This window comes from Roseobacter sp. CCS2 (assembly GCF_000169435.1).
Classification (GTDB): domain Bacteria; phylum Pseudomonadota; class Alphaproteobacteria; order Rhodobacterales; family Rhodobacteraceae; genus Yoonia.
The window spans coordinates 910,770-929,314 of sequence record NZ_AAYB01000001.1 but is presented as its reverse complement, the minus strand read 5'-3'; the positions used below and the strand labels follow the sequence as shown (position 1 = coordinate 929,314).

Sequence of the window (18,545 nt, the reverse complement as noted above, 5' to 3'; positions counted from 1 at the left end):
TTATGACAATGATCGCCGATATTCTTTTGGCCGCAGGTGCGTTGGGGGCGGCATTATATTGCTATGTTCTGTCACGTCGGCTGCGCCGCTTTACGGACCTTGAAAAGGGTGTGGGCGGTGCGGTTGCGGTCTTGTCAGTGCAGGTAGATGAATTGACCGAAATTCTGACCAAGGCGCAGACGTCTGCAAAGGAATCCGTTACGCAGCTTGATGCGGTCAGCGCCCGGGCTGAGGTGGCGCATAAAAAGCTCGAACTTTCAATCGCATCCTTGCATGATGTGCCAGAAAAAGCTGCGCCAAGTATTGCCGCCAGCCCTTTTTTCGTGCGACGCAGTGCCGACGCTGAAGCCAAATAATGGCACGACATTCCAACAAAAACCGCGGGTTTGGTGCATTACACGTTATCACAAGTCTGCTAATCGCGTCGGCTGTGTTGCGGTTCGCGACAGAGGTTGCTCCTGCGATGGCCAATGAGGCGTCTGTGGAAATTGCACAACAGCCAGCATCGCCCGTGGTGGCCAGCGAAACGCAAACATTGCTGGCTGCCCTGCAGGCGCGCGAACAAAGACTGACAGAACGTGAGGCGCAGCTGCAAAACCGGATGCAGGCTTTGCGCAGTGCAGAAGAGCAAATAGAAGAGAAGCTAGAGACGCTTGTTCAGGCTGAAACTGCATTAAGTGCAACGATTGCACGCGCTGATACCGCCGCTGAGACGGATGTGGCACAGCTTACGACGGTTTATGAAAACATGAAGCCGAAAGAAGCTGCGGATTTATTTGCACAGATGCCGCCACGATTCGCCGCCGGGTTTCTTGGCTTGATGCGCCCGGATGCTGCTGCACTGATCATGACGGAACTGGACCCGGAAATTGCCTATTCCTTTAGCGTTGTCCTTGCAGGTCGTAACGCTGATGTCCCAACTGATGCGCCGCTGACAAATCCTTAATCCCTTCGCCTTACAAGAGATTCGCAACCCGTTAGAAAACGACACTGTAAGGAAATTCGCCACATGATCGGTCTGATTGGTATTGTCGTGGTGTTTGTGACCGTTTTTGGGGGCTATTTGCTGGCTGGCGGCAAAATGGGAATTATCCTTAAGGCCCTACCGTTTGAAATGCTGATGATTTGTGGCGCCGCAATTGGTGCCTTTGCGATCAGCAATGATGGCTCTGCTATCAAGCATACGGTGAAGGATTTGGGAAAGATCGTCAAAGGACCAAAATGGAAAGCGGAAGACTACCGTGACCTGCTATGTATGCTGTTTGAATTATTGCGCGTTGCGAAAACAAACCCGGTTGCTTTGGAAAGCCATATTGAGGCGCCGGATACATCGACCATCTTTGGCAAGTACCCTAAAATCCTTGATGATGCTGAGGCGATTGCCCTGATCTGCGACACGCTGCGATCAGCCTCTATGAATTATGATGATCCGCATCAGGTTGAGGAAATCTTGGAAAAACGGATCGAGGCGACATTACACCATAAAATGCATTCAACGCATGCCCTTCAAGTTGTGGCTGATGGCCTACCTGCATTGGGAATTGTTGCGGCGGTGCTTGGGGTGATCAAAACGATGGCGTCAATTGACCAACCACCAGAGGTTCTGGGTAAGCTGATTGGTGGTGCGCTGGTCGGTACATTTCTGGGCGTATTTTTAGCTTATGGTTTTGTAGGTCCCTTCGCCGTGAAGGTGAAGGCCGTTGTCGAAGAAGACGCGCATTTCCATCAGCTGATCCGCGAAGTTTTGGTCGCGAACCTTTATGCACACGCGCCTAACATTTGCGTTGAAGTGGGCCGTCAAAATATGCCCGGCAGGTATCGTCCCAGCTTTGCAGACATGGAAGATGCGCTGAAAGCCACCAAACAGGATGCCGCATGAGAGGCATTGTTTTGTTTTTTTGGCTGATACTTATGCCTGTGCTGGCACATGCTAGTCCACTGCGGGTTCAAACAGGTGAGCATGCAACATTTACCAGGGTCGTTATCGGTGTACCACGCGACATTGATTGGCAGCTAGGTCGCACGAACGAAGGCTACCTGTTACGTTTGCCAACACAAGATGGTTTCGTTTTGGACCAGTTCTTTGACCTGATCCCGCGCGAGCGAATTGTCGATGTTTCACAAAGTCCGAGCGCCGGAGAATTGCTGATACGTGTTGATTGCCAATGCCATGCACAAGCGGCGATGTATCGATCCAACTATTTGGTGATTGATATTCGTGATGGCCCTGCACCCTCGGTTTCACCTTTTGAATTGGCCTTGTCACAAAATGCTTCGGTAACGCCCGATCCGGCACCGCCGCAACCCAGCGGTGCGACTTTCCGGATTGCGCGCAGTTCAGTGTTGCCTTTGATTACACCCCGTTTCCGACAAGAGGAGCAGTCTGTTGAGACTACACAGTCGGTGAACGCCGATCCAGTATTGGATCAGCCAATTACAAAGGCCACAACTGACGAGGAACAACACAAAGCAGACACCGATACGGCGTTGCAAATGATCGCGCAAGCGCTCGGAGAAAGCCTCGGGCGTGGGCTGTCTGACGGCCTCTTGCAAGAGGATCTGACGACCGGCAGTGATGATGGGACAGTCGTTGAGCCGGATCATGCTTTTGTATTGGAGGATGGCGCATCGCTTCCTGGGCTCAATGCCCGAACGGGCATTGACCCATTGGCGGTTGGCCTTTCAGCGGCACAGCCGCAAACGCAGATCGGACAGACCTGTTTGCCTGATAGCAATTTTGATATTGCTTCTTGGGGCGATGACCGTGCGCCACATATACAGTTACGCAATGCACGCAGCGCGCTGATAAAGCCCGCCGATCAGTTTGAAGATGGGGCGCTGCGCGCATTGGCCCAGCTTTATATACATCTCGGTTTTGGACATGAAGCCCGACAGACGCTTGATTTGGACGGCGTCCAGTCGCGGGATCGCATACATTTGCGGGCTATTGCGCGGATCATTGATGAAGAACCTGTCGCGCAAGACCTGTTTGCCGGTCAGGTCAGCTGCCCGTCGCCAGTGGCACTTTGGGCACTTTTGGCGCAGCCGCAGTCACCCTTGGACGCGCAGGTTGATCGCACAGCAGTGATCAATGCGTACCGCGCGTTACCTGTATATGTGCAGCAGCCGATTGCACCAAGATTGGCGGAGGCGTTACTGTCTATCGCCGCAGAAGATGAAGCAATGCAGGTGCTTGGTGGGCAGTCTACTATACCGCGAAATGATGTAGCCCTGGCCTTGGCCAACGCGGCGTTATCGGACGCGCTGGGCGATGATGCCGCAGCAATTGAAAAAGTGACGGATGTTGCACGAAATGATCGGCGCACTAACCCAGAGGCGATGATGCGATTTTTCGAGGAAGGTGCTGCAAGCGGGGTTGCATTTTCGGACGCTGATTTCTTACTGGCAGATGCATTGCGTTTTGAGAACATGGATTCGGGTGTGGCAACAACCCTCGTTGAGGCACAGTTTGGCGCCTATCTTTCCGTAGATCGATTTGAGGACGCGCGCGATTTACTTCAAAAGCGCGCCAGTGATTTATCTGCTGAGCAGTGGGCATCGTACCGTGAGCAGCTTTTCCGGCAAGCCACGCAACGCATGCCGGATGCCGCGTTTCTAGAGCTCGTGTGGCAAGAAAATCTGGATCAAGACAGCGTCGAAACCCAGAATACAGTGGCGGCCCACCTGCTCGCGTTAGACTTTCCAATGCAGGCGATGACAGTCATGACTGGTGACGCAATTGGTGCGCTGGCAGCGCAACAAGACGCGTTACGTGAACAGGCACTACGCCAGGCGGCGGCACAACAGCCCACCCCGGATACCAATGCGATTACAAGCGCTGCGTCGGCTGATGTGCCGCAGTCACCTGACATGCTTTCAATAGGGAGTGCGACTTTGTTGAATGGCCGTACATTGATTGAAAGCGCGGAACAATCACGGGCAACAATTCGCGCGCTTCTAGAGACTTTTCCAGCACCGACCGATTTTTAGAAACGCTTACTATTTTTAAATCAATTCAAATTACACGGGATCTGACGTGTCTGAATGACATCAATCGGGGCGGGCAGAATGCCAGACGTGCAAAAGCATGATGACGCAGACGTGCACTATAGCTGTGTATGTGGTTTAGCTAACCCATGGGTTACCGCCTTGGCGTGCCGGATATCTGATTTAAAATCTGACGGCAGGCCAAGATGACGGGTTTTTCATTCAGAGATATTTTTCAACCAACCATCCTACTGGCCATGGCGTTGATGGCGGTCATCGTGATGATGATTTTGCCAATGCCAGCATGGGTTCTTGATATCGGATTGGCTGCATCCTTTGCCCTTGCGATCCTGATGTTCACGGTGACGCTTTTCATTGACAGGCCGCTGGATTTTTCAGCCTTCCCGACGGTTTTGCTGGCATCTTTGGTGTTGCGCCTTTCGCTGAATGTATCGTCTACCAAACTGATCATTGGTGAAGGGCACACCGGAACCAGCGCTGCGGGCGAGGTGATCGAAGGCTTTGCAATGTTCGTCATGGGTGGCAGTGTCATTCTTGGCTTGGTAATCTTTTGCGTTTTGCTGATCGTCAACTTCGTCGTTATCAACAAAGGTGCGACACGCATGGCCGAAGTGGGTGCGCGATTTGCCCTGGATGCGATGCCGGGTAAACAGTTGGCGATTGACAGTGATGTCGCAGCGGGCGCAATCGACCATCAGGAGGCCAAGGAAAGACGCGAACGCGAGCAGGCCGAGACGACGTTTTTTGGCTCACTTGATGGCGCGTCTAAATTTGTTAAGGGCGATGCAATTGCCGGGCTGCTGATCACTGCGCTGAACCTGATCATGGGGCTTTTGATCGGAATTATGGTGCACGATATGCCTATTGGCCGTGCATTTAAAACATATGCTATTTTGACGGTTGGTGATGGTTTGGTATCGCAAATACCTGCTGTTGTTATATCTGTGGCGTCCGCTTTACTTTTGGCGCGCGGAGGTGCGAGCGGAGCAACCGACGTTGCATTGGTCGCGCAACTGGGGCGGCATCCCGCAGCGCTTGCCACTGTTGCGATCTTGTTGGGGCTGCTTGCGCTCGTGCCCGGATTGCCATTCGTGCCGTTTATCGTGGGTGCATTGGTATTGGGAGGATGCGCTGCATATATGGCGCGATCCGCGCATGGGGCTGATGACGCAATCCCAGAACTGGAAACGACCGCAGAAGTCACGCCATCAAAGAATGCGATGGGGGATATGCTTGATCTGGACGATATTCATGTGGAGTTTGCGCCCGACCTCGTGGATATGGTGCTGGATCCAGGCACGGGTCTGGATGCACGCATCGCGAATATGCGTAATCATGTGGCAACTGATTACGGGGTCATGCTGCCCGAAATCAGGCTGACTGATAATCCTGCCTTGCCACCGGGATACTACGTTGTGCACGTTCAAGGGGTCGAACAGGTACGCGATAGGCTGCAGCCGGATTTGGTTCTGGCGTTGATAAATGAAACCGATACAGACGACCTTGTTGGCGAAATGGTTAATGAACCGGTTTATGGCGCACCGGCCCGGTGGATTGCGCCGACTGATCAAGAACAAGCCGCCATTGCCGGGCTGACCACGGTGCAGCCAGCCGAGGTTTTGGCGACGCATCTGCTCGAAATTGTGAAGCGTAACTTTGCACGTCTGCTGACCTTCAAAGCCCTGCGCAGGCGTCTTGATGAAATGACACGGCTTAGCGATCAGGACCGCGCTGATGCGAACCGGCGGATGCTGGATGAATTGGTGCCGGATAAGGTGCCACTCGATGTCTTGTTATCGGTATTGCGCCTGCTGCTTGAAGAAAGGGTATCGATCCGCAACCTTTCACTGATTATTGAAGCGGTCGCCGAAGGGCGTCAGCTTTATCAAAGTGCGGATACCATCACAGAACATGTCCGACAGCGGTTAGGGTTTCAACTGGTTGCCAAAATGCGCAGACCCGACGGGACCATTCCTTTGGTTCAGCTGGCCCCGGAATGGGAAGACACCTTTGCCACCTATGAAGTGCGGACGGATCGGGGCGGTGGTGATGTTGCCTTGCCGCCGGATAGTTTCAATCAACTGGCTGATAGCATCGCTGAAAAACTTGGTCAGGCTGCCAACACCGGGGCCTATGCTGCCGTTGTAACATCGACGCGTCGCCGCCGTTTCCTGCGCACGGTGATGGCTGCGAAGGGTATTATGAACCCGGTTTTGTCATTTGAAGAGATTGGCATCGATGCCCGCCCCGCATTGGTTGGCTTGGTGCCTGCCTGATGGATCTGGTGATGGCATTGTTACCTTATTCGCAAGCTGCACTATGGACTTTGTTTGCGGTGTTCACCCGGATTGGGGCCGTCATGGCCGTTTTACCCGCTTTCGGCGACCAGCCTGTCCCCACACGGGTGCGTCTGGTGCTTGCTGTGATGTTCACCCTTATTGTGGCCCCGGCAGTTGCGCCAAGTTTCGAAACGGTCCCAACGGCGCTGTTAGCGGGTTTCGGTATCCTTGCGATGGAGGCGCTGACAGGCCTGTTTTTTGGTATCTTTTTACGATTTTTCATTCTGGTGCTGCAAATTGCGGGATCAATTGCCGCGCAATCAACGTCGCTGTCGCAGATTTTTGGGGGTACCGCGGCTGTTGACCCTCAGCCAGCGATTGGTCACATGCTTGTTGTGTCAGGCACAGCGCTTGCGGCTTTGTCGGGTCTGCACATTCAAGCGGCCAGCTATATGATCCATACCTATACGCTGGTGCCTTTCGGTGCAGGGTTAGAACGTAGTCTGGTGGCAGAGGTCGGGGTGGCCGAAGTGGGGCGCACCTTTGGTTTTGGCTTTATGTTGGCCGCACCTTTTCTGATCGCATCCTTGATTTACAATGTTGTCCTAGGGGTCATCAACCGGGCGATGCCGCAGCTGATGGTATCCTTCGTCGGTGCGCCCGCGCTGACGGCTGGTGGTCTTTTTCTATTCTTCCTGACAGCACCGATCATGCTGGCGATCTGGGTGGCGGCGTTTTCAGATTTCATGGGGATGCCTTTTGGTGTCTGGCCATGAGTGGGCAGGAAGAAGAAGACAGCGACAAGCAATATGAGCCAAGCCAGAAAAAGCTTGATGATGCGCGTAAAAAGGGCGAAATCGCACGATCTGCGGACCTGACAACAGCCGCGGCATATGCGGGGTTGCTGCTGGCGATGCTGACAATTGGCCCCGTCGCCTTGCTTGATCTATCCACATCGTTATCGATCTTGCTGGAACAGTCCAATGACCTGTCTTCTCTCGCCTTTGCTGGTGGCGGCACGGCGCTGCACGGCGGGATATTGCGCGAAGTTGCCTGGGGCGTCGCGCCTTGGTTTGCCGTCCCGGCGGTGCTTGCAATCGTCAGTGTTATTTTGCAGCGGGGGTTCTTATTTACCGGAAGCAAGCTTGTGCCCAAGCTGAACCGGATATCGCCGATCTCTGGCGTCAAAAACAAGTTTGGACGACAAGGCCTGTTTGAATTCGCAAAAAGTAGCACCAAATTGACAATCTACTGTGTTGTGCTTGGGTTCTTTTTGGTTGGCCAGATTGAGCGGATCATCGGCAGCATGCAGTTGCCTCCGCGGCTGATCATCGCTGAATTGGGCCATATGCTGTTGGCGCTGATGGGCATTGTTTTACTGATATCGCTGGCTTTGGGCACAATCGATTTTCTGTGGCAGCGCGCCGAACATACCCGGAAAAACCGGATGAGCCGTAAGGAAATGATGGACGAACTGAAGCAGTCCGAAGGCGATCCCTTCATCAAGCAACAACGACGCCAGCGCGGGCACGACATTGCGACAAACAAGATGTTGCTGGATGTGCCCACAGCCGACGTTGTCATCGTGAACCCGACACATTATGCAATCGCGCTGAAATGGGATCGGTCACAGGCCATGGCACCTATTTGTGTTGCCAAAGGCGTGGATGAGGTTGCAGCGCGTATTCGTGAAATTGCAGCCGAAAGTGCCGTTCCGATGCACTCTGACCCGCCAACAGCACGTGCGCTTCATGCAGAGGTGACGTTGGGGCAAGAGATTTCGCAGCATCACTATCGCGCAGTGGCGGCAGCGATCCGATTTGCCGAAGGTATTCGCAAGAAGGCGGCGCGACGATGAGCAAGACACAGCACCTGCAGCAGATCACGCAATTGCGTCTGCAGGCAGATCGGGCCAACCTTGCGGTCGTATTGTCGAAAGAGAATGATTTGCGTCAAACCCTTCAAGATCTTGCCCATCAGCGCAAACAACGCCTTGATACGCCCCAAGATGGGGGTGATGCGGCGTCTGTGGCTATCGCAGACTTGAATTGGCAGCTTTGGATTGATCAGCGCCGCACTATCATCAATGCGGAACTGGCCAGAGTGTTGGCGGAAAAAGAAGAGCTGACTGCTAAGTTACGTCGGTCGTTTGGCAAGGATCAGGCAGCACAACGGCTGTATCAGACATCGCAGGCGACTGCCCGGATAGCCGTAGCGCGCAAGGCGCTTTACGAATCCTGACGGACCAGATCAATCACCAGAACATCGGTGATCCGGGGACCGCTGATATCTTGGGCCACGCGCAGCAGTTCATTGCGTAGTGCCCGCATTTTTGTTCCAGTTGTGAAATTACCGGAAAACCCGCCGTTGTTGGCGTGATCAAACATGACCTGAAGAAAACGATCACGCAGTTTTGGTTCTGCCGCAAAAACAGCAGTTCGGCTGCCCACTGTAACTTCCAGGTTGAGCGACATCACAACCAACGCTGCGACCTTTTCGTCCTCAATCACGGGGATGATAAATTGGTTGTTCAGCTTTGCATATTCGCGCTCTGGGGTCACTTCGACTGCTGCGGTCACCGCCGTGGCATCCATGGTGGTGTCCGGCGTCGGGCAATCATGCGTATCAACTGCGGCGTCTTCGACCGGTTCTGGTGTCAGAAACAGCCCAGCGCCGACCCCGGCACCTGTGCCAGCCAGCAATAATATCACAGGAAGAAGAAAAGCTTTCATCGCAAGCCCCGCCTTTGTTTAAAATGGGAGTACAGATTCAAGGACTTGGTGACCAAGACGGGGTTGCTGCATGTTCGTGATCTGGCCGCGCCCACCGTACGAGATGCGCGCAGACGCGATCTTGTCGTAGGTGATTTCATTTTGACGTGTAATATCCTCTGGCCGGACGTAACCGGTGACAATCAGTTCGCGCAATTCAAAATTCACGCGCACTTCTTGTTGACCGACAATGGCGAGCACCCCATTGGGCAGCACATCTGTGATGGTCACAGCCACCCGCAGTGTCAGCCGCTCGTTTCGCCGCACCGAACCGTCGCCAGATGCAGAGCTTTGTGAATTGAGATCGACAATTGCAGCCGAGGATGCACCCTCTGGCAAAGCTCTGTTAATACGCTGCGGGATGCCAAACAATTGCGGCACACCCGCCTGCTGCGAGGCAGAGCGCGACCTGTCGCTCGAGTTTGATATTTCAGCCCTGTCATCAATTTCGATCACAACTGTCATAATGTCGCCGCGTTGCATCGCGCGGCGATCGCCCAACAATGACCCGCGCGCGCCTGTCCACAACGACGCATGTGAGGAAGGTCCAAGCGCGCTGGCGGCAATTGGCGTGGGCATACTGGGGTTCAGCATTGCTGCACGTTCGGTGTTTTGCGCTGGTGGCGAAAAGCGGGGTGGTGTGCCAATGTCACTGACGCCGCAACCAGTCACCAGCAGCATAAGAACGACTGCGAAAAATTTACCTTTGCACATAGGCTGCCCCATCATTGCCAATCATAGCCGAAACCGTTGCGCGTGATCCGACATTCATCACGCGGATCACCTCGCCCGGCCCGGCCCGACCCAAGGCGCGCCCATCGGTCGAAATGACCAAGCCATTCTTTTCAAACAGCAATGGGATAATCTGGTTGCGTTCAACGACTGCCGGCTGGCCAACATCACCCGGCAGTATGGGGCGCCCCACAAAAAGGGCGACGCGCGCCTCCATGCCGATGATGGCTCTCGCGGCGTCAATGGCGGCGGCGGTTGTTTCTTCGTTAATGATGATATCATCAACCGTGATCACCGATTGCGCCCGTATTGTGCGCGCCGCAACGACGGTTTCAGCGGCTGCCGGAGATACGCTCAGCAATAGGGCAAGCAGTGCACGGATCATCGTAACTGCACCATCGCACTTAGCATCTGATCGGCGGCGGTGATCACTTTGGAATTCAGTTCATATCCGCGTTGCGCTTCAATCAGGTCTGTCACCTCTCGAACCGGATCGACTGAGCTGTCTTCAAGGTAGCCTTGTCGCAACACGCCCAATCCATCTTCGCCCGGTGTTCCGACGACTGATGGGCCAGAGGCCGGTGTTTCCAAAAATAGGTTTGATCCTATCGCCTCAAGTCCCTTGGCATTGGTAAAACCTGCCAGGCTGAACTGCCCCAAAAGTTGAGGCTGGATTTCATCAATGAAGTAACCAAATACCTCGCCTTCGGCGTTGATTGATAGTGACCGGGTGTCGCGTGGCACTGTCAGGTCGGGCACGACTGGATAGCCATCGGATGTGACGATCAAACCATCGCCCGTCAGCTTGAGCGCCCCGTCGCGAGTATAGGCCGACGCGCCCGATGGTAGCGTGACCTCAAGATAGCCGTCCCCTTCAATCGCGAGGTCCAGATCGCCGCCTGTTGCACCCAACGCACCCTGGCTGAGCATCACCGAAATCGCACTTGGGCGCACGCCTAGCCCCAGTTGAATGCCGGTCGGCAATACCGTGCCATCAGATGCGTTGATTGTGCCGGGTCGTACCAGTTGCTGGTAATGCAGGTCGGCAAATTCGGCACGCCGGGGGTTGTACCCGGTTGTGTTCATATTGGCGAGGTTGTTTGAAATCACCTCGACCCGCATTTGTTGGGCAGTCATGCCTGCCGCTGCAATCTTGAGTGCGCGCATATGTCGTCTCCTTTATGTGCGGATGGCCTGAATGACGCTTCGAATGCGTTCATCCTCTTTGTCTAAAAAACTTTGGCCCAGTTCATAGGCGCGCTGCACTTCGATCATGCGCCCGATTTGCAGAATCGGGTTCACGTTCGATCCTTCAAGAAACCCTTGCAACATGCGCCCGTCAGGCGCCGCCTCAAACCCGCCGCGTGCGTCGAACATCACGCTACCTTCCCGGACCATTTGCAGCGGGTCGGTTGGGATCACCAACCCAACTTGGCCAATCGGTTGTCCGCCAGCGCTTATGGTTCCGTCCGGTCCGATCCCGACAGGACCAAGACCCTGTGGCACAAAGACTGGCGCGCCGCCGGCATCAAGCACGGCGTATCCGTCAGCTGTGACCAGATCACCGTTTTCATTTGGGCCAAAAGCACCCGCACGGGTCAATCGCGGCCCACCCGGTGTTTCAACTAGAAAGAACCCGTCACCCTCGATCGCTAGATCAAAGGTACCGCCGGTTTGTGCCAATGCGCCTTGCGTCATCACGGTATTGCGCACATTTGCCGTGGCCATAGATAGCGATGGGGCGTCTGGCCCGATGGTTTTTACATGCTCAGCGAAAATGATCCCCTCGGCCCGAAAGCCGGTGGTCGAGGCATTGGCGATGTTGTTCGCCAGCGTCTGCATTTCATTTAGCAAACCTGATTGACGCGTCAGCGCGGTGTAAGAGGCGTTGTCCATCAGCCCCCCCCGGCAATGATCGGGATCAAAGTGTTCTGAAACAGTGCGACCAGTTTTTCAGACATAAATGCCATCGTGATCCAGAAGACCGCGATGATTGCGGCCAGTTTGGGCACGAAAGTTAGGGTCATTTCCTGTATTGATGTCAGCGCCTGAAACAAACCAACCAACAAGCCAGAGGCGAGCGCCACTGACAAAATAGGTATTGAGATCACAAACGCGACCCAAAGCCCTTGTCGCAGCGTGTCATAGAACAGCGTTTCAGACATCAGACAGGCATCCGCAGAATTTCCTGATATGCCTCAACCACGCGGTCCCGCACGGTGACCGCGGTTTGGACGGCCAGTTCGGTCTGGGCCAAGGCTTCGACCAAGGCGTGCGGGTCAGCCCCGCTTGTCATCGCCTGCATTGCGGTGTTTTCACTGGCCTGCAGCGTAGTCATAAAGCTGTTTGCGGCCGTCCCAAAGGCGCTGCTGGCACCCCCTGCGTCAGGCGCTGTCGCGGTTTTGCTTGCCGCGTAATTCTGGGCAACAAGTGCACTGATATCCATGGTGTCTATTCCTTATCTGCGAAGTAAATCGTTCAGGGCAGACGACATCTGTCGCACCTGATCGAACATTTTGAGGTTAGCTTCATAGCTGCGTTGCGCTTCTCGGGCGTCCGCAATCTCGATCAACAGGTTCACGTTAGATCCATTATAGTGGCCGGTATCGTCGGCCAGCGGATGAGACGGGTCATAAACACGCTTGAGCTCAGTCTGATCCAAGCGCAATGGACCGGTTTCAACCGCGCCGGTTGTGCGGCCTTGGGTCACCAATTCCTCAAATGTGATCGCCTTGCGCCGGTATCCCGGCGTGTCCGTGTTCGCAATATTTTCAGAGACATGGCGCAACCTGCTGGCCTGTGCTTTCATCCCGCTGGTCGCGACAGAAATGGCATCGCTAAAATCAGTCATATCGTCTCCTTAACTTCTGCCAAGGCTGGTGCGCAGCACCGTCATTGCATGTCGATAAACCATCAGTGCGCGACTATGTTCGCGGGCCACGTCAACACTGTGCAGCATCTCATCCTCGATTGAGACCGTATTGCCATTGGGGGATGGATCCCCAACCGTGGCTTGCTGCATGCGGATATTTGGCTGTGCGTCGGCGCCACTGATGTGGCTGGGGCGGGTGGCGCGCATCATTGCACCACCGTTGTCCTGATAAACATCTTTGAAAGGCGCTATTGCCTGCGCCTGAAAGTCAGGCGTATCTGCATTGGCGATATTGCGCGCCACGACCGCCTGTCTGGTGCCAGCGTGGCGCGCCATTGCGCCTGCGGTTTGGAATAAATCCAAAGAATTATACATCGGGGATTCTCCCTCGGTTGCTTTCAACGAAGGATTAAGGGTGATTCCTTAAAAAGAAGTGTGTGGCATTTGAATGGATGACGTTAATGCAAGAAAATCTTCTCGATCAGATGCGGCGCGCGGTTGATCAGCTAAGCTATATTCATACCGCAGGACGGGTGATTGGGGTGTCCGCGGGGACAGTCCATTCGGCTTGTACACAAGGCGAAACGCGGGTGGGTGACCGGGCGACACTGCACACAGCAGCGGGCAAACGCATGGCTGAGGTGGTTAAACTTGATCAGGTGGGTGCGCATTTGTTGGTCGATGGCGCGACCGATGGGGTGTCAATCAATGATCCAGTTGTGTTTCAGCGCGCGCCGATATTCGCTCCGCATACAGGTTGGATCGGACGGGTTATTGACCCCGACGGCAGGCCGCTGGATGGCCAGCCTTTGTTACCGGGTGCGCAGAACGGTGACCTGAATAGGTCACCGCCATCGTCGCACGAACGGCGCGGCTTGGGCGCGCGGTTGGAAACAGGTCTGGCTGTATTTAACACGCTACTTCCATTGGTTCGTGGTCAGCGCGTCGGGCTTTTCGCGGGCTCCGGCGTTGGTAAATCAACACTGCTTGCCGATCTGGCGCGCGGGGTACAGGCGGATGTGATTGTTATTGCCTTGGTTGGCGAACGCGGCCGCGAAGTAGGGCATTTTGTGCAGGATGTGCTCGGCGCGGATGGGATGGGGCGGGCGGTCGTGGTTGCCGCGACCTCAGACACCGGGCCACAGGTCCGCCGGCGTTGCGCGCTATCAGCGATGGTTGTGGCCGAATCGTTTCGTGATGCCGGGCTACATGTGTTGCTCTTGATCGATTCAGTGACCCGCTTTTGCGAGGCGCATCGCGAATTGGCCGTGGCCAGCGGCGAAAGCGCAAATTTACGAGGATACCCTGCCTCAACCGGGCCTGCTATCGCACGCCTGTGTGAACGAGCCGGACCCGGGGCAGGTGCGTCAGGGGATATCACGGCTGTGTTTTCGGTTTTGGTGGCGGGCTCTGACATGGATGAACCTGTGGCTGATATGCTGCGCGGGGTGTTGGACGGCCATATCGTGCTAGATCGCGAAATTGCGGAACGTGGACGGTTCCCAGCTGTGGATGTGGTGCGATCTGTGTCGCGTGCGTTGCCCGACGCAGCCAACGAGAAAGAAAATGAAATCATCGCCAAAGCACGAAGCTTGCTAGGCACATACGTCCGATCAGAAATGATGGTGCAAGCGGGTCTTTATGTATCAGGATCTGACCCGTTGCTGGATGCTGCGATCGCTGCGCAACCAGCACTGGAAGATTTTCTGACAATCAAAGATACACGCGGCACGATGGCGCATTTTGCGAAACTGCGTCAGGCGATTGCGTCCTCACCTATGCGACCTGATGCGCAGGCCGGCGCTGGCTTTTAGGCGAACAGGCGTGGCGCGGATTGCAAGAGGGTCAAAGCGGTTGTTCCAGCAGAACTGGCAGCCAGATCATTTGCTTCAGATCGGATCAGGAACAAACGGATCAGTTTTTCTTCTTGTTTGGGTGTTGCGATCTGTGCAACGTCATCGGTGCCAAAAACAGAAAGGGCGCGTTCTTGGAAAACTTCGCGCTGCTTGTCGATATCAATACCTGCAAGACTGTTCGGCAGACCGAGTGCGGTCTGAAAAACCTCGCGCAGTGGGGCATTTCCCATGATGGAAAACCATCGCCCGGTGTTGGTCGCATTGCCTGCAACAATGTCTGCAACGCCAGAATTTACGTTGCTTGCAAGGCGCATATCGTTGTTTTGCTCTCCGATCGCACGGGCGAATTGTTGGGCTTCAAAGCGGTCAATAATTTCAGTCGGAAAGCGGCCCAGAACAGTGCGCGGTATGGGGCTATCGCCAAATCCAAAGGCCGCGCTAAAATCAGCATATCGATTGTCCGCCAGACGATTGGCAAGAGCATCCTGCGCCACAGTACCATCTTCCAGGATTTTTTGAATAAAGGCGCGATTGTTGATGTCATCGTCCAAGCCAAAGGCACCAAGTGCGATCGACAAAAGCTGCCGATCATTGACCAGGTCGCTGGCCGTGCGAACATCACCGATGTTTTCACGAAAATAGTCGGTCGCGCGCTGGATCGGTGCGCTGTTGGAGAATGCCGTTTGCTGGGCCTCGGCCGTGCGCTCAAGAAAGCGCCAGCCGATATAGCCTTGCAAAGGAAGCACTGGTTGGAAACTCATTGTGCGGCTGTCCCCAGTAAACGGGCTTCGCGCGGCAGCAAGTTTCGCAAAGCCTTGAGTGTGCGATAAAAGTCGAGCCGCGCAACAGCGTCTGTTGCGCTATCAAGGTGGGTCCGACTGTCATCGTCACGCAGTGCTTGGCTAAGCTGCTCAATTCCGCGCAGGATTTGATGTTTGGCATCATCCTCCGCGACATCACCTGACAAAACCAGTTGTGCAATGTAGCAGACGCGTCTGACAGGTGTGTTCACCTCGTCAGGGCGAATAGCGTCGCGCAAACGTAAGATGTTTGCGTTAGGCGTCAGAATTGACAAACGACTGCGGCGATCACCATTTTCGATGACAGCACCGTTGACCAGTACCCGCTCTCTGGGGTTGAGCTTGAGGACAAGACCGGACATCAGGATGCGTCCTGCCCGTTTAAGCCCTTGAGGACCGCCATATTGATATCAATCAGCGCAGCCGGATCGGCTTTGCCGCGAATAACCTGCTGGCTGTGATGATCAGTAAATTCGGCCAGATAGAAAATCTGCGCGCGCAGCTCCTTTGGTAGGGCGTTGCCTTTGTCGGCGACATCAACGGCCATTGTGGTCCACATCCGGCGATTGTCGTGGATTGCGGCCATGAGTTTTGGAAAATCCGGGGTGGGCATCTTGCTCAGCCGTTGCAGACGAGACGTGATCTGCGTAATCAGCTGTGCTTCGACCGATCGGGTGGTGCGTACCGCGACTTGAGTCGGGGCATAGGCTTGCCTTGCTTGTTCAGTAACGTTCACGCGTGGGTCCTTTCCGGCGCAATGTGGAACGAGGCCCGATTTTATCGCGACCTTGAGAAGGGTGGCGCCAAGGGTTTGGCGCCACCGCTTAAGTTTACCGGAACAGCGACAAAATCGTCTGCGGTGCCTGGTTTGCAATCGACAGAGATTGCACGCCCAACTGCTGTTGCACCTGAAGCGCCTGCAAACGTGCCGAAGTTTCTTCCAGATCGGCATCAACCAATGCGCCGATACCGGACTTCAACGAATCTGTTAGCTTCGAAATGAAGTCAGACTGTGTTTCAATCCGGCCTTGGCTGGAACCAAAGTCAGCTGCAGCATCAATGGTGGTATTGATGTAGGTTTCGATGTTGGCCAAAGCAGCCTCAGTCCCCTCGTCTGTCGTCACGTCCAGCTTATCAAGGCCAACAAGACCACCTGTCGCAGTACCGCCAGCGGCACCTGCTTCTACCAGCGATTGGACAGCACCATCATTGTCAATCTGCAGAACCCACGCACCGGTGGTCTCATCCTGCTTTACGTTGGTTGAGATGTTTTCAACACCGGCACCATCAATGACGGTCTTGAGGCCGCGTGCGACATCTTCAAAAATCTCACCTGGACCGGCGACATAGTCGAAGTTCACGCCACCGATCGTTGCACGATACCCGTCGCCGTCAGCGACACCAGCCGTGGCTGAGAATGCAATTTCGGATGCACGGGAACCAATGGTCTGCGACGCCGTTGTGCCAACCGCTGCTGTAACGTTGTTCGCTTGCAGCGCGAACGTTGCAGCACCGTTACCGCTGGTGTTGACCTCAACATCATCAAACTTTGATGTCGAACTAATGCTGATCACAGAGCCAGTAAACGAAGCTGTGATATCCTCGATACCAGCAGTATTGAGTGCTGCTGTAAGGCCTTCGGCAAGGTTTGCTGTTGTTGCGGCGGTAGTCGTGAAGCTGACCGTTTCACCAGCGACCTGAACATTGTACGTCTCACCAATGGTCACTGTACCGGCAACTGTAGCCCCCAGCACGTTTGCGCCATTTGAGAACGCGTCGCCTGTACCATCTGCGGCAATGTTGCCACCCAGGGTCGTCGCAACGTTTGCAGCCAGGTCTGTACCTGTGCCAAAGACACCTGCGTCAGTGCTCAAGTCTTGTCTTGCAACGGTAATGTTAGATGAAGACACGGTGCCATCGCTGCCGCGATCAAGTGATGACAGGATGTTCACGCTGTCGGTGCCCGACAACATGTTCAGTCCGTTGAACTGAGCAGCGCCAACAACAGATGCGATTTGATCAGTGATCGCGTCAACGTCTGCCTGCAACTTGGTTCGGTCGACGTTTTCACCCTGCGACGCGACAATTTTCTCTTTCATGTCGTTGAGAAGGTCAGTCACGGTTTCAGCGCCATTTCGGGCAACTGCAACAGAAGATTCACCCAAAGACAGGCTTTCAGAGATCGCCTTGAAACCTTTGACATCGGACTCCATCACCTTGGAGATCGCCCAGACGGCCGAGTTGTCCTTGGCTGACGCGACTTCTTTACCCGTTGAGATCATCGATTGGGTTTTGGACAGGTCGTTGTTGATGGATTTCAGTGTTTGCAGCGCGACCATCGCGCTATTGTTAGTCAGAATACTGGCCATGTTTTATGGTCCTTTGTGTATGGCGCTTTGCACCGGGTTGGTTGGAAAACCCGCAGATTTCCTGCGGTTTGAAGCGTCATTCTGACGAAAACCACCGATCACATTGTGTCGATGCGCCCTTTTGGCGATGCCGACAGATAACCAAACCAGCCTGAACAACCCGTTAATCCGATCACATCAAATACAAAGAATTTGAGTGAAATTACGCCTTCTTTTCAAGGTGATTGCTATGCTTACTCACCAGTTCGACACGACCTGATGGATCATAGACACTTAGTGTTTTCTGGACGTTATTGAGCGCCTCAAGGCGTTCACCTGCCGCGGCAACACCTTTGATTGCCGCACCCAGCAAAGTTTGATTCTCGTCCATTTTCTGCTTTACCCCGCGCAATACATCCTTGGCAGGTTTCATCGGGGCCAGTTGCGTCAGTAGTTCTTCTTTTTGCTGCAAGAGCTGCGCAAGCGGTTCAAAATTCGCCCCCATGAGTGCCTGCTTTTCAAGATCAAGCACATGATGGAGTTTTGAAAGCGGCGACTCAGGCAATGCTACGCACCTTCATGGCTTCGAAAAGCGCCTCTGCCAGACCAATTCCGCCGGCCTTCACCATCTCTTCGGCTTGTGCGTCGCGCAGAAAAGACGAAAAATGCTCCTCACCCTCCCCACCACCAAAGTTTTCGCGTGGTGCACCAACCCCGGCAGATTTGAGCATTTCTGCCAGAAAGGTGGCTTCCATTTTTTGGGCAGCATCACGCAGTTTCGCATCGTTTTGTATATAGTCAGGCAGGGCGGTGGCCGGGCGTGGCGGCGGCAGGTCAGCGATCATGGTCATCGGATTCTCCGGTTGGTGATTTGGGCAG

At 54.5% G+C, this 18,545-nt stretch carries 24 protein-coding genes; 9 read left to right on the top strand and 15 right to left on the bottom strand.

Going from position 1 to position 18,545, the window contains the following annotated elements:
- Nucleotides 1-2 precede the first annotated feature (2 nt).
- The 8 genes from RCCS2_RS04745 to RCCS2_RS17835 all read left to right on the top strand — a co-directional run bounded on the left by RCCS2_RS04745 (nucleotide 3) and on the right by RCCS2_RS17835 (nucleotide 8,528).
- On the top strand, nucleotides 3-356 hold the full coding sequence (locus tag RCCS2_RS04745; RefSeq protein ID WP_008231846.1) for a hypothetical protein: 354 nt from the start codon (nucleotides 3-5) through the stop codon (nucleotides 354-356).
- On the top strand, nucleotides 356-946 hold the full coding sequence (locus tag RCCS2_RS04740) for a MotE family protein (protein ID WP_008231845.1): 591 nt from the start codon (nucleotides 356-358) through the stop codon (nucleotides 944-946). The genes RCCS2_RS04745 and RCCS2_RS04740 overlap by 1 nt, the downstream gene beginning before the upstream one ends.
- Before the next feature lie 63 nt (nucleotides 947-1,009).
- Nucleotides 1,010-1,879: a flagellar motor stator protein MotA gene (gene motA / locus RCCS2_RS04735; protein WP_008231843.1), complete on the top strand. Its 870-nt coding sequence runs from the start codon at nucleotides 1,010-1,012 to the stop codon at nucleotides 1,877-1,879.
- Nucleotides 1,876-3,990 (top strand): hypothetical protein, encoded by a 2,115-nt coding sequence (locus RCCS2_RS04730; protein WP_008231841.1) that lies wholly within the window; start codon nucleotides 1,876-1,878, stop codon nucleotides 3,988-3,990. Before motA ends, RCCS2_RS04730 begins: the two co-directional genes overlap by 4 nt.
- Before the next feature lie 203 nt (nucleotides 3,991-4,193).
- Nucleotides 4,194-6,284, top strand: coding sequence for a flagellar biosynthesis protein FlhA (gene flhA / locus RCCS2_RS04725; RefSeq protein WP_037293192.1), 2,091 nt, complete (start codon nucleotides 4,194-4,196; stop codon nucleotides 6,282-6,284).
- A gap of 11 nt (nucleotides 6,285-6,295) precedes the next feature.
- Nucleotides 6,296-7,063 carry a flagellar biosynthetic protein FliR gene (locus tag RCCS2_RS04720; protein ID WP_232204229.1) on the top strand — a complete coding sequence of 256 codons (768 nt, stop codon included), beginning with the start codon at nucleotides 6,296-6,298 and terminating at the stop codon, nucleotides 7,061-7,063.
- On the top strand, nucleotides 7,060-8,145 hold the full coding sequence (locus RCCS2_RS04715; protein WP_008231829.1) for an EscU/YscU/HrcU family type III secretion system export apparatus switch protein: 1,086 nt from the start codon (nucleotides 7,060-7,062) through the stop codon (nucleotides 8,143-8,145). Before RCCS2_RS04720 ends, RCCS2_RS04715 begins: the two co-directional genes overlap by 4 nt.
- On the top strand, nucleotides 8,142-8,528 hold the full coding sequence (locus RCCS2_RS17835; protein ID WP_008231828.1) for a hypothetical protein: 387 nt from the start codon (nucleotides 8,142-8,144) through the stop codon (nucleotides 8,526-8,528). The genes RCCS2_RS04715 and RCCS2_RS17835 overlap by 4 nt, the downstream gene beginning before the upstream one ends.
- Here the strand turns inward: RCCS2_RS17835 and RCCS2_RS04705 are convergent.
- Genes RCCS2_RS04705 through RCCS2_RS04665 form a run of 9 tightly spaced genes read right to left on the bottom strand, consistent with a single transcriptional unit; the run spans nucleotide 8,516 to nucleotide 13,037 of the window.
- Nucleotides 8,516-9,019: a hypothetical protein gene (locus RCCS2_RS04705; protein ID WP_008231825.1), complete on the bottom strand. Its 504-nt coding sequence runs from the start codon at nucleotides 9,017-9,019 to the stop codon at nucleotides 8,516-8,518. The two genes, RCCS2_RS17835 and RCCS2_RS04705, sit on opposite strands and share 13 nt — an antisense overlap.
- Nucleotides 9,020-9,037: 18 nt before the next feature.
- Nucleotides 9,038-9,772, bottom strand: coding sequence for a flagellar basal body L-ring protein FlgH (flgH, locus tag RCCS2_RS04700; RefSeq protein WP_008231823.1), 735 nt, complete (start codon nucleotides 9,770-9,772; stop codon nucleotides 9,038-9,040).
- Nucleotides 9,759-10,175 (bottom strand): flagellar basal body P-ring formation chaperone FlgA, encoded by a 417-nt coding sequence (gene flgA / locus RCCS2_RS04695; protein ID WP_008231821.1) that lies wholly within the window; start codon nucleotides 10,173-10,175, stop codon nucleotides 9,759-9,761. Before flgA ends, flgH begins: the two co-directional genes overlap by 14 nt.
- Nucleotides 10,172-10,957 carry a flagellar basal-body rod protein FlgG gene (gene flgG / locus RCCS2_RS04690; RefSeq protein WP_008231820.1) on the bottom strand — a complete coding sequence of 262 codons (786 nt, stop codon included), beginning with the start codon at nucleotides 10,955-10,957 and terminating at the stop codon, nucleotides 10,172-10,174. Before flgG ends, flgA begins: the two co-directional genes overlap by 4 nt.
- Nucleotides 10,958-10,969: 12 nt before the next feature.
- Complete coding sequence (locus tag RCCS2_RS04685) at nucleotides 10,970-11,686, bottom strand: flagellar hook-basal body complex protein (protein ID WP_008231818.1); 717 nt, start codon at nucleotides 11,684-11,686, stop codon at nucleotides 10,970-10,972.
- Nucleotides 11,686-11,955: a flagellar biosynthetic protein FliQ gene (locus RCCS2_RS04680; protein WP_008231817.1), complete on the bottom strand. Its 270-nt coding sequence runs from the start codon at nucleotides 11,953-11,955 to the stop codon at nucleotides 11,686-11,688. Before RCCS2_RS04680 ends, RCCS2_RS04685 begins: the two co-directional genes overlap by 1 nt.
- Complete coding sequence (gene fliE, locus RCCS2_RS04675) at nucleotides 11,955-12,236, bottom strand: flagellar hook-basal body complex protein FliE (protein WP_008231811.1); 282 nt, start codon at nucleotides 12,234-12,236, stop codon at nucleotides 11,955-11,957. Before fliE ends, RCCS2_RS04680 begins: the two co-directional genes overlap by 1 nt.
- Before the next feature lie 12 nt (nucleotides 12,237-12,248).
- Nucleotides 12,249-12,641: a flagellar basal body rod protein FlgC gene (gene flgC / locus RCCS2_RS04670; RefSeq protein ID WP_008231810.1), complete on the bottom strand. Its 393-nt coding sequence runs from the start codon at nucleotides 12,639-12,641 to the stop codon at nucleotides 12,249-12,251.
- 9 nt (nucleotides 12,642-12,650) lie between these two features.
- Complete coding sequence (locus tag RCCS2_RS04665; protein ID WP_008231808.1) at nucleotides 12,651-13,037, bottom strand: FlgB family protein; 387 nt, start codon at nucleotides 13,035-13,037, stop codon at nucleotides 12,651-12,653.
- Between the two features lie 86 nt (nucleotides 13,038-13,123).
- Here RCCS2_RS04665 and RCCS2_RS04660 point away from each other — a divergent pair, with 86 nt between their 5' ends.
- Complete coding sequence (locus RCCS2_RS04660; RefSeq protein ID WP_008231807.1) at nucleotides 13,124-14,476, top strand: FliI/YscN family ATPase; 1,353 nt, start codon at nucleotides 13,124-13,126, stop codon at nucleotides 14,474-14,476.
- On the opposite strand, the gene RCCS2_RS04655 is transcribed toward RCCS2_RS04660, so the two are convergent.
- The 6 genes from RCCS2_RS04655 to RCCS2_RS04630 form a co-directional block, all read right to left on the bottom strand.
- Nucleotides 14,473-15,279: a DUF1217 domain-containing protein gene (locus RCCS2_RS04655; protein ID WP_008231797.1), complete on the bottom strand. Its 807-nt coding sequence runs from the start codon at nucleotides 15,277-15,279 to the stop codon at nucleotides 14,473-14,475. The genes RCCS2_RS04660 and RCCS2_RS04655 overlap by 4 nt on opposite strands.
- Nucleotides 15,276-15,680: a flagellar biosynthesis repressor FlbT gene (flbT, locus tag RCCS2_RS04650; RefSeq protein ID WP_008231794.1), complete on the bottom strand. Its 405-nt coding sequence runs from the start codon at nucleotides 15,678-15,680 to the stop codon at nucleotides 15,276-15,278. Before flbT ends, RCCS2_RS04655 begins: the two co-directional genes overlap by 4 nt.
- The gene (gene flaF / locus RCCS2_RS18525) at nucleotides 15,680-16,054 is read right to left on the bottom strand and encodes a flagellar biosynthesis regulator FlaF (RefSeq protein WP_037293188.1); all 375 of its coding nucleotides are present in this window, start codon (nucleotides 16,052-16,054) and stop codon (nucleotides 15,680-15,682) included. Before flaF ends, flbT begins: the two co-directional genes overlap by 1 nt.
- 94 nt (nucleotides 16,055-16,148) lie before the next feature.
- Nucleotides 16,149-17,687: a flagellin gene (locus RCCS2_RS18755; protein WP_008231789.1), complete on the bottom strand. Its 1,539-nt coding sequence runs from the start codon at nucleotides 17,685-17,687 to the stop codon at nucleotides 16,149-16,151.
- Between the two features lie 202 nt (nucleotides 17,688-17,889).
- Nucleotides 17,890-18,198: a hypothetical protein gene (locus RCCS2_RS04635; protein ID WP_156788418.1), complete on the bottom strand. Its 309-nt coding sequence runs from the start codon at nucleotides 18,196-18,198 to the stop codon at nucleotides 17,890-17,892.
- 25 nt (nucleotides 18,199-18,223) lie between these two features.
- Nucleotides 18,224-18,517, bottom strand: coding sequence for a rod-binding protein (locus RCCS2_RS04630; RefSeq protein ID WP_008231783.1), 294 nt, complete (start codon nucleotides 18,515-18,517; stop codon nucleotides 18,224-18,226).
- Nucleotides 18,518-18,545: the final 28 nt, after the last annotated feature.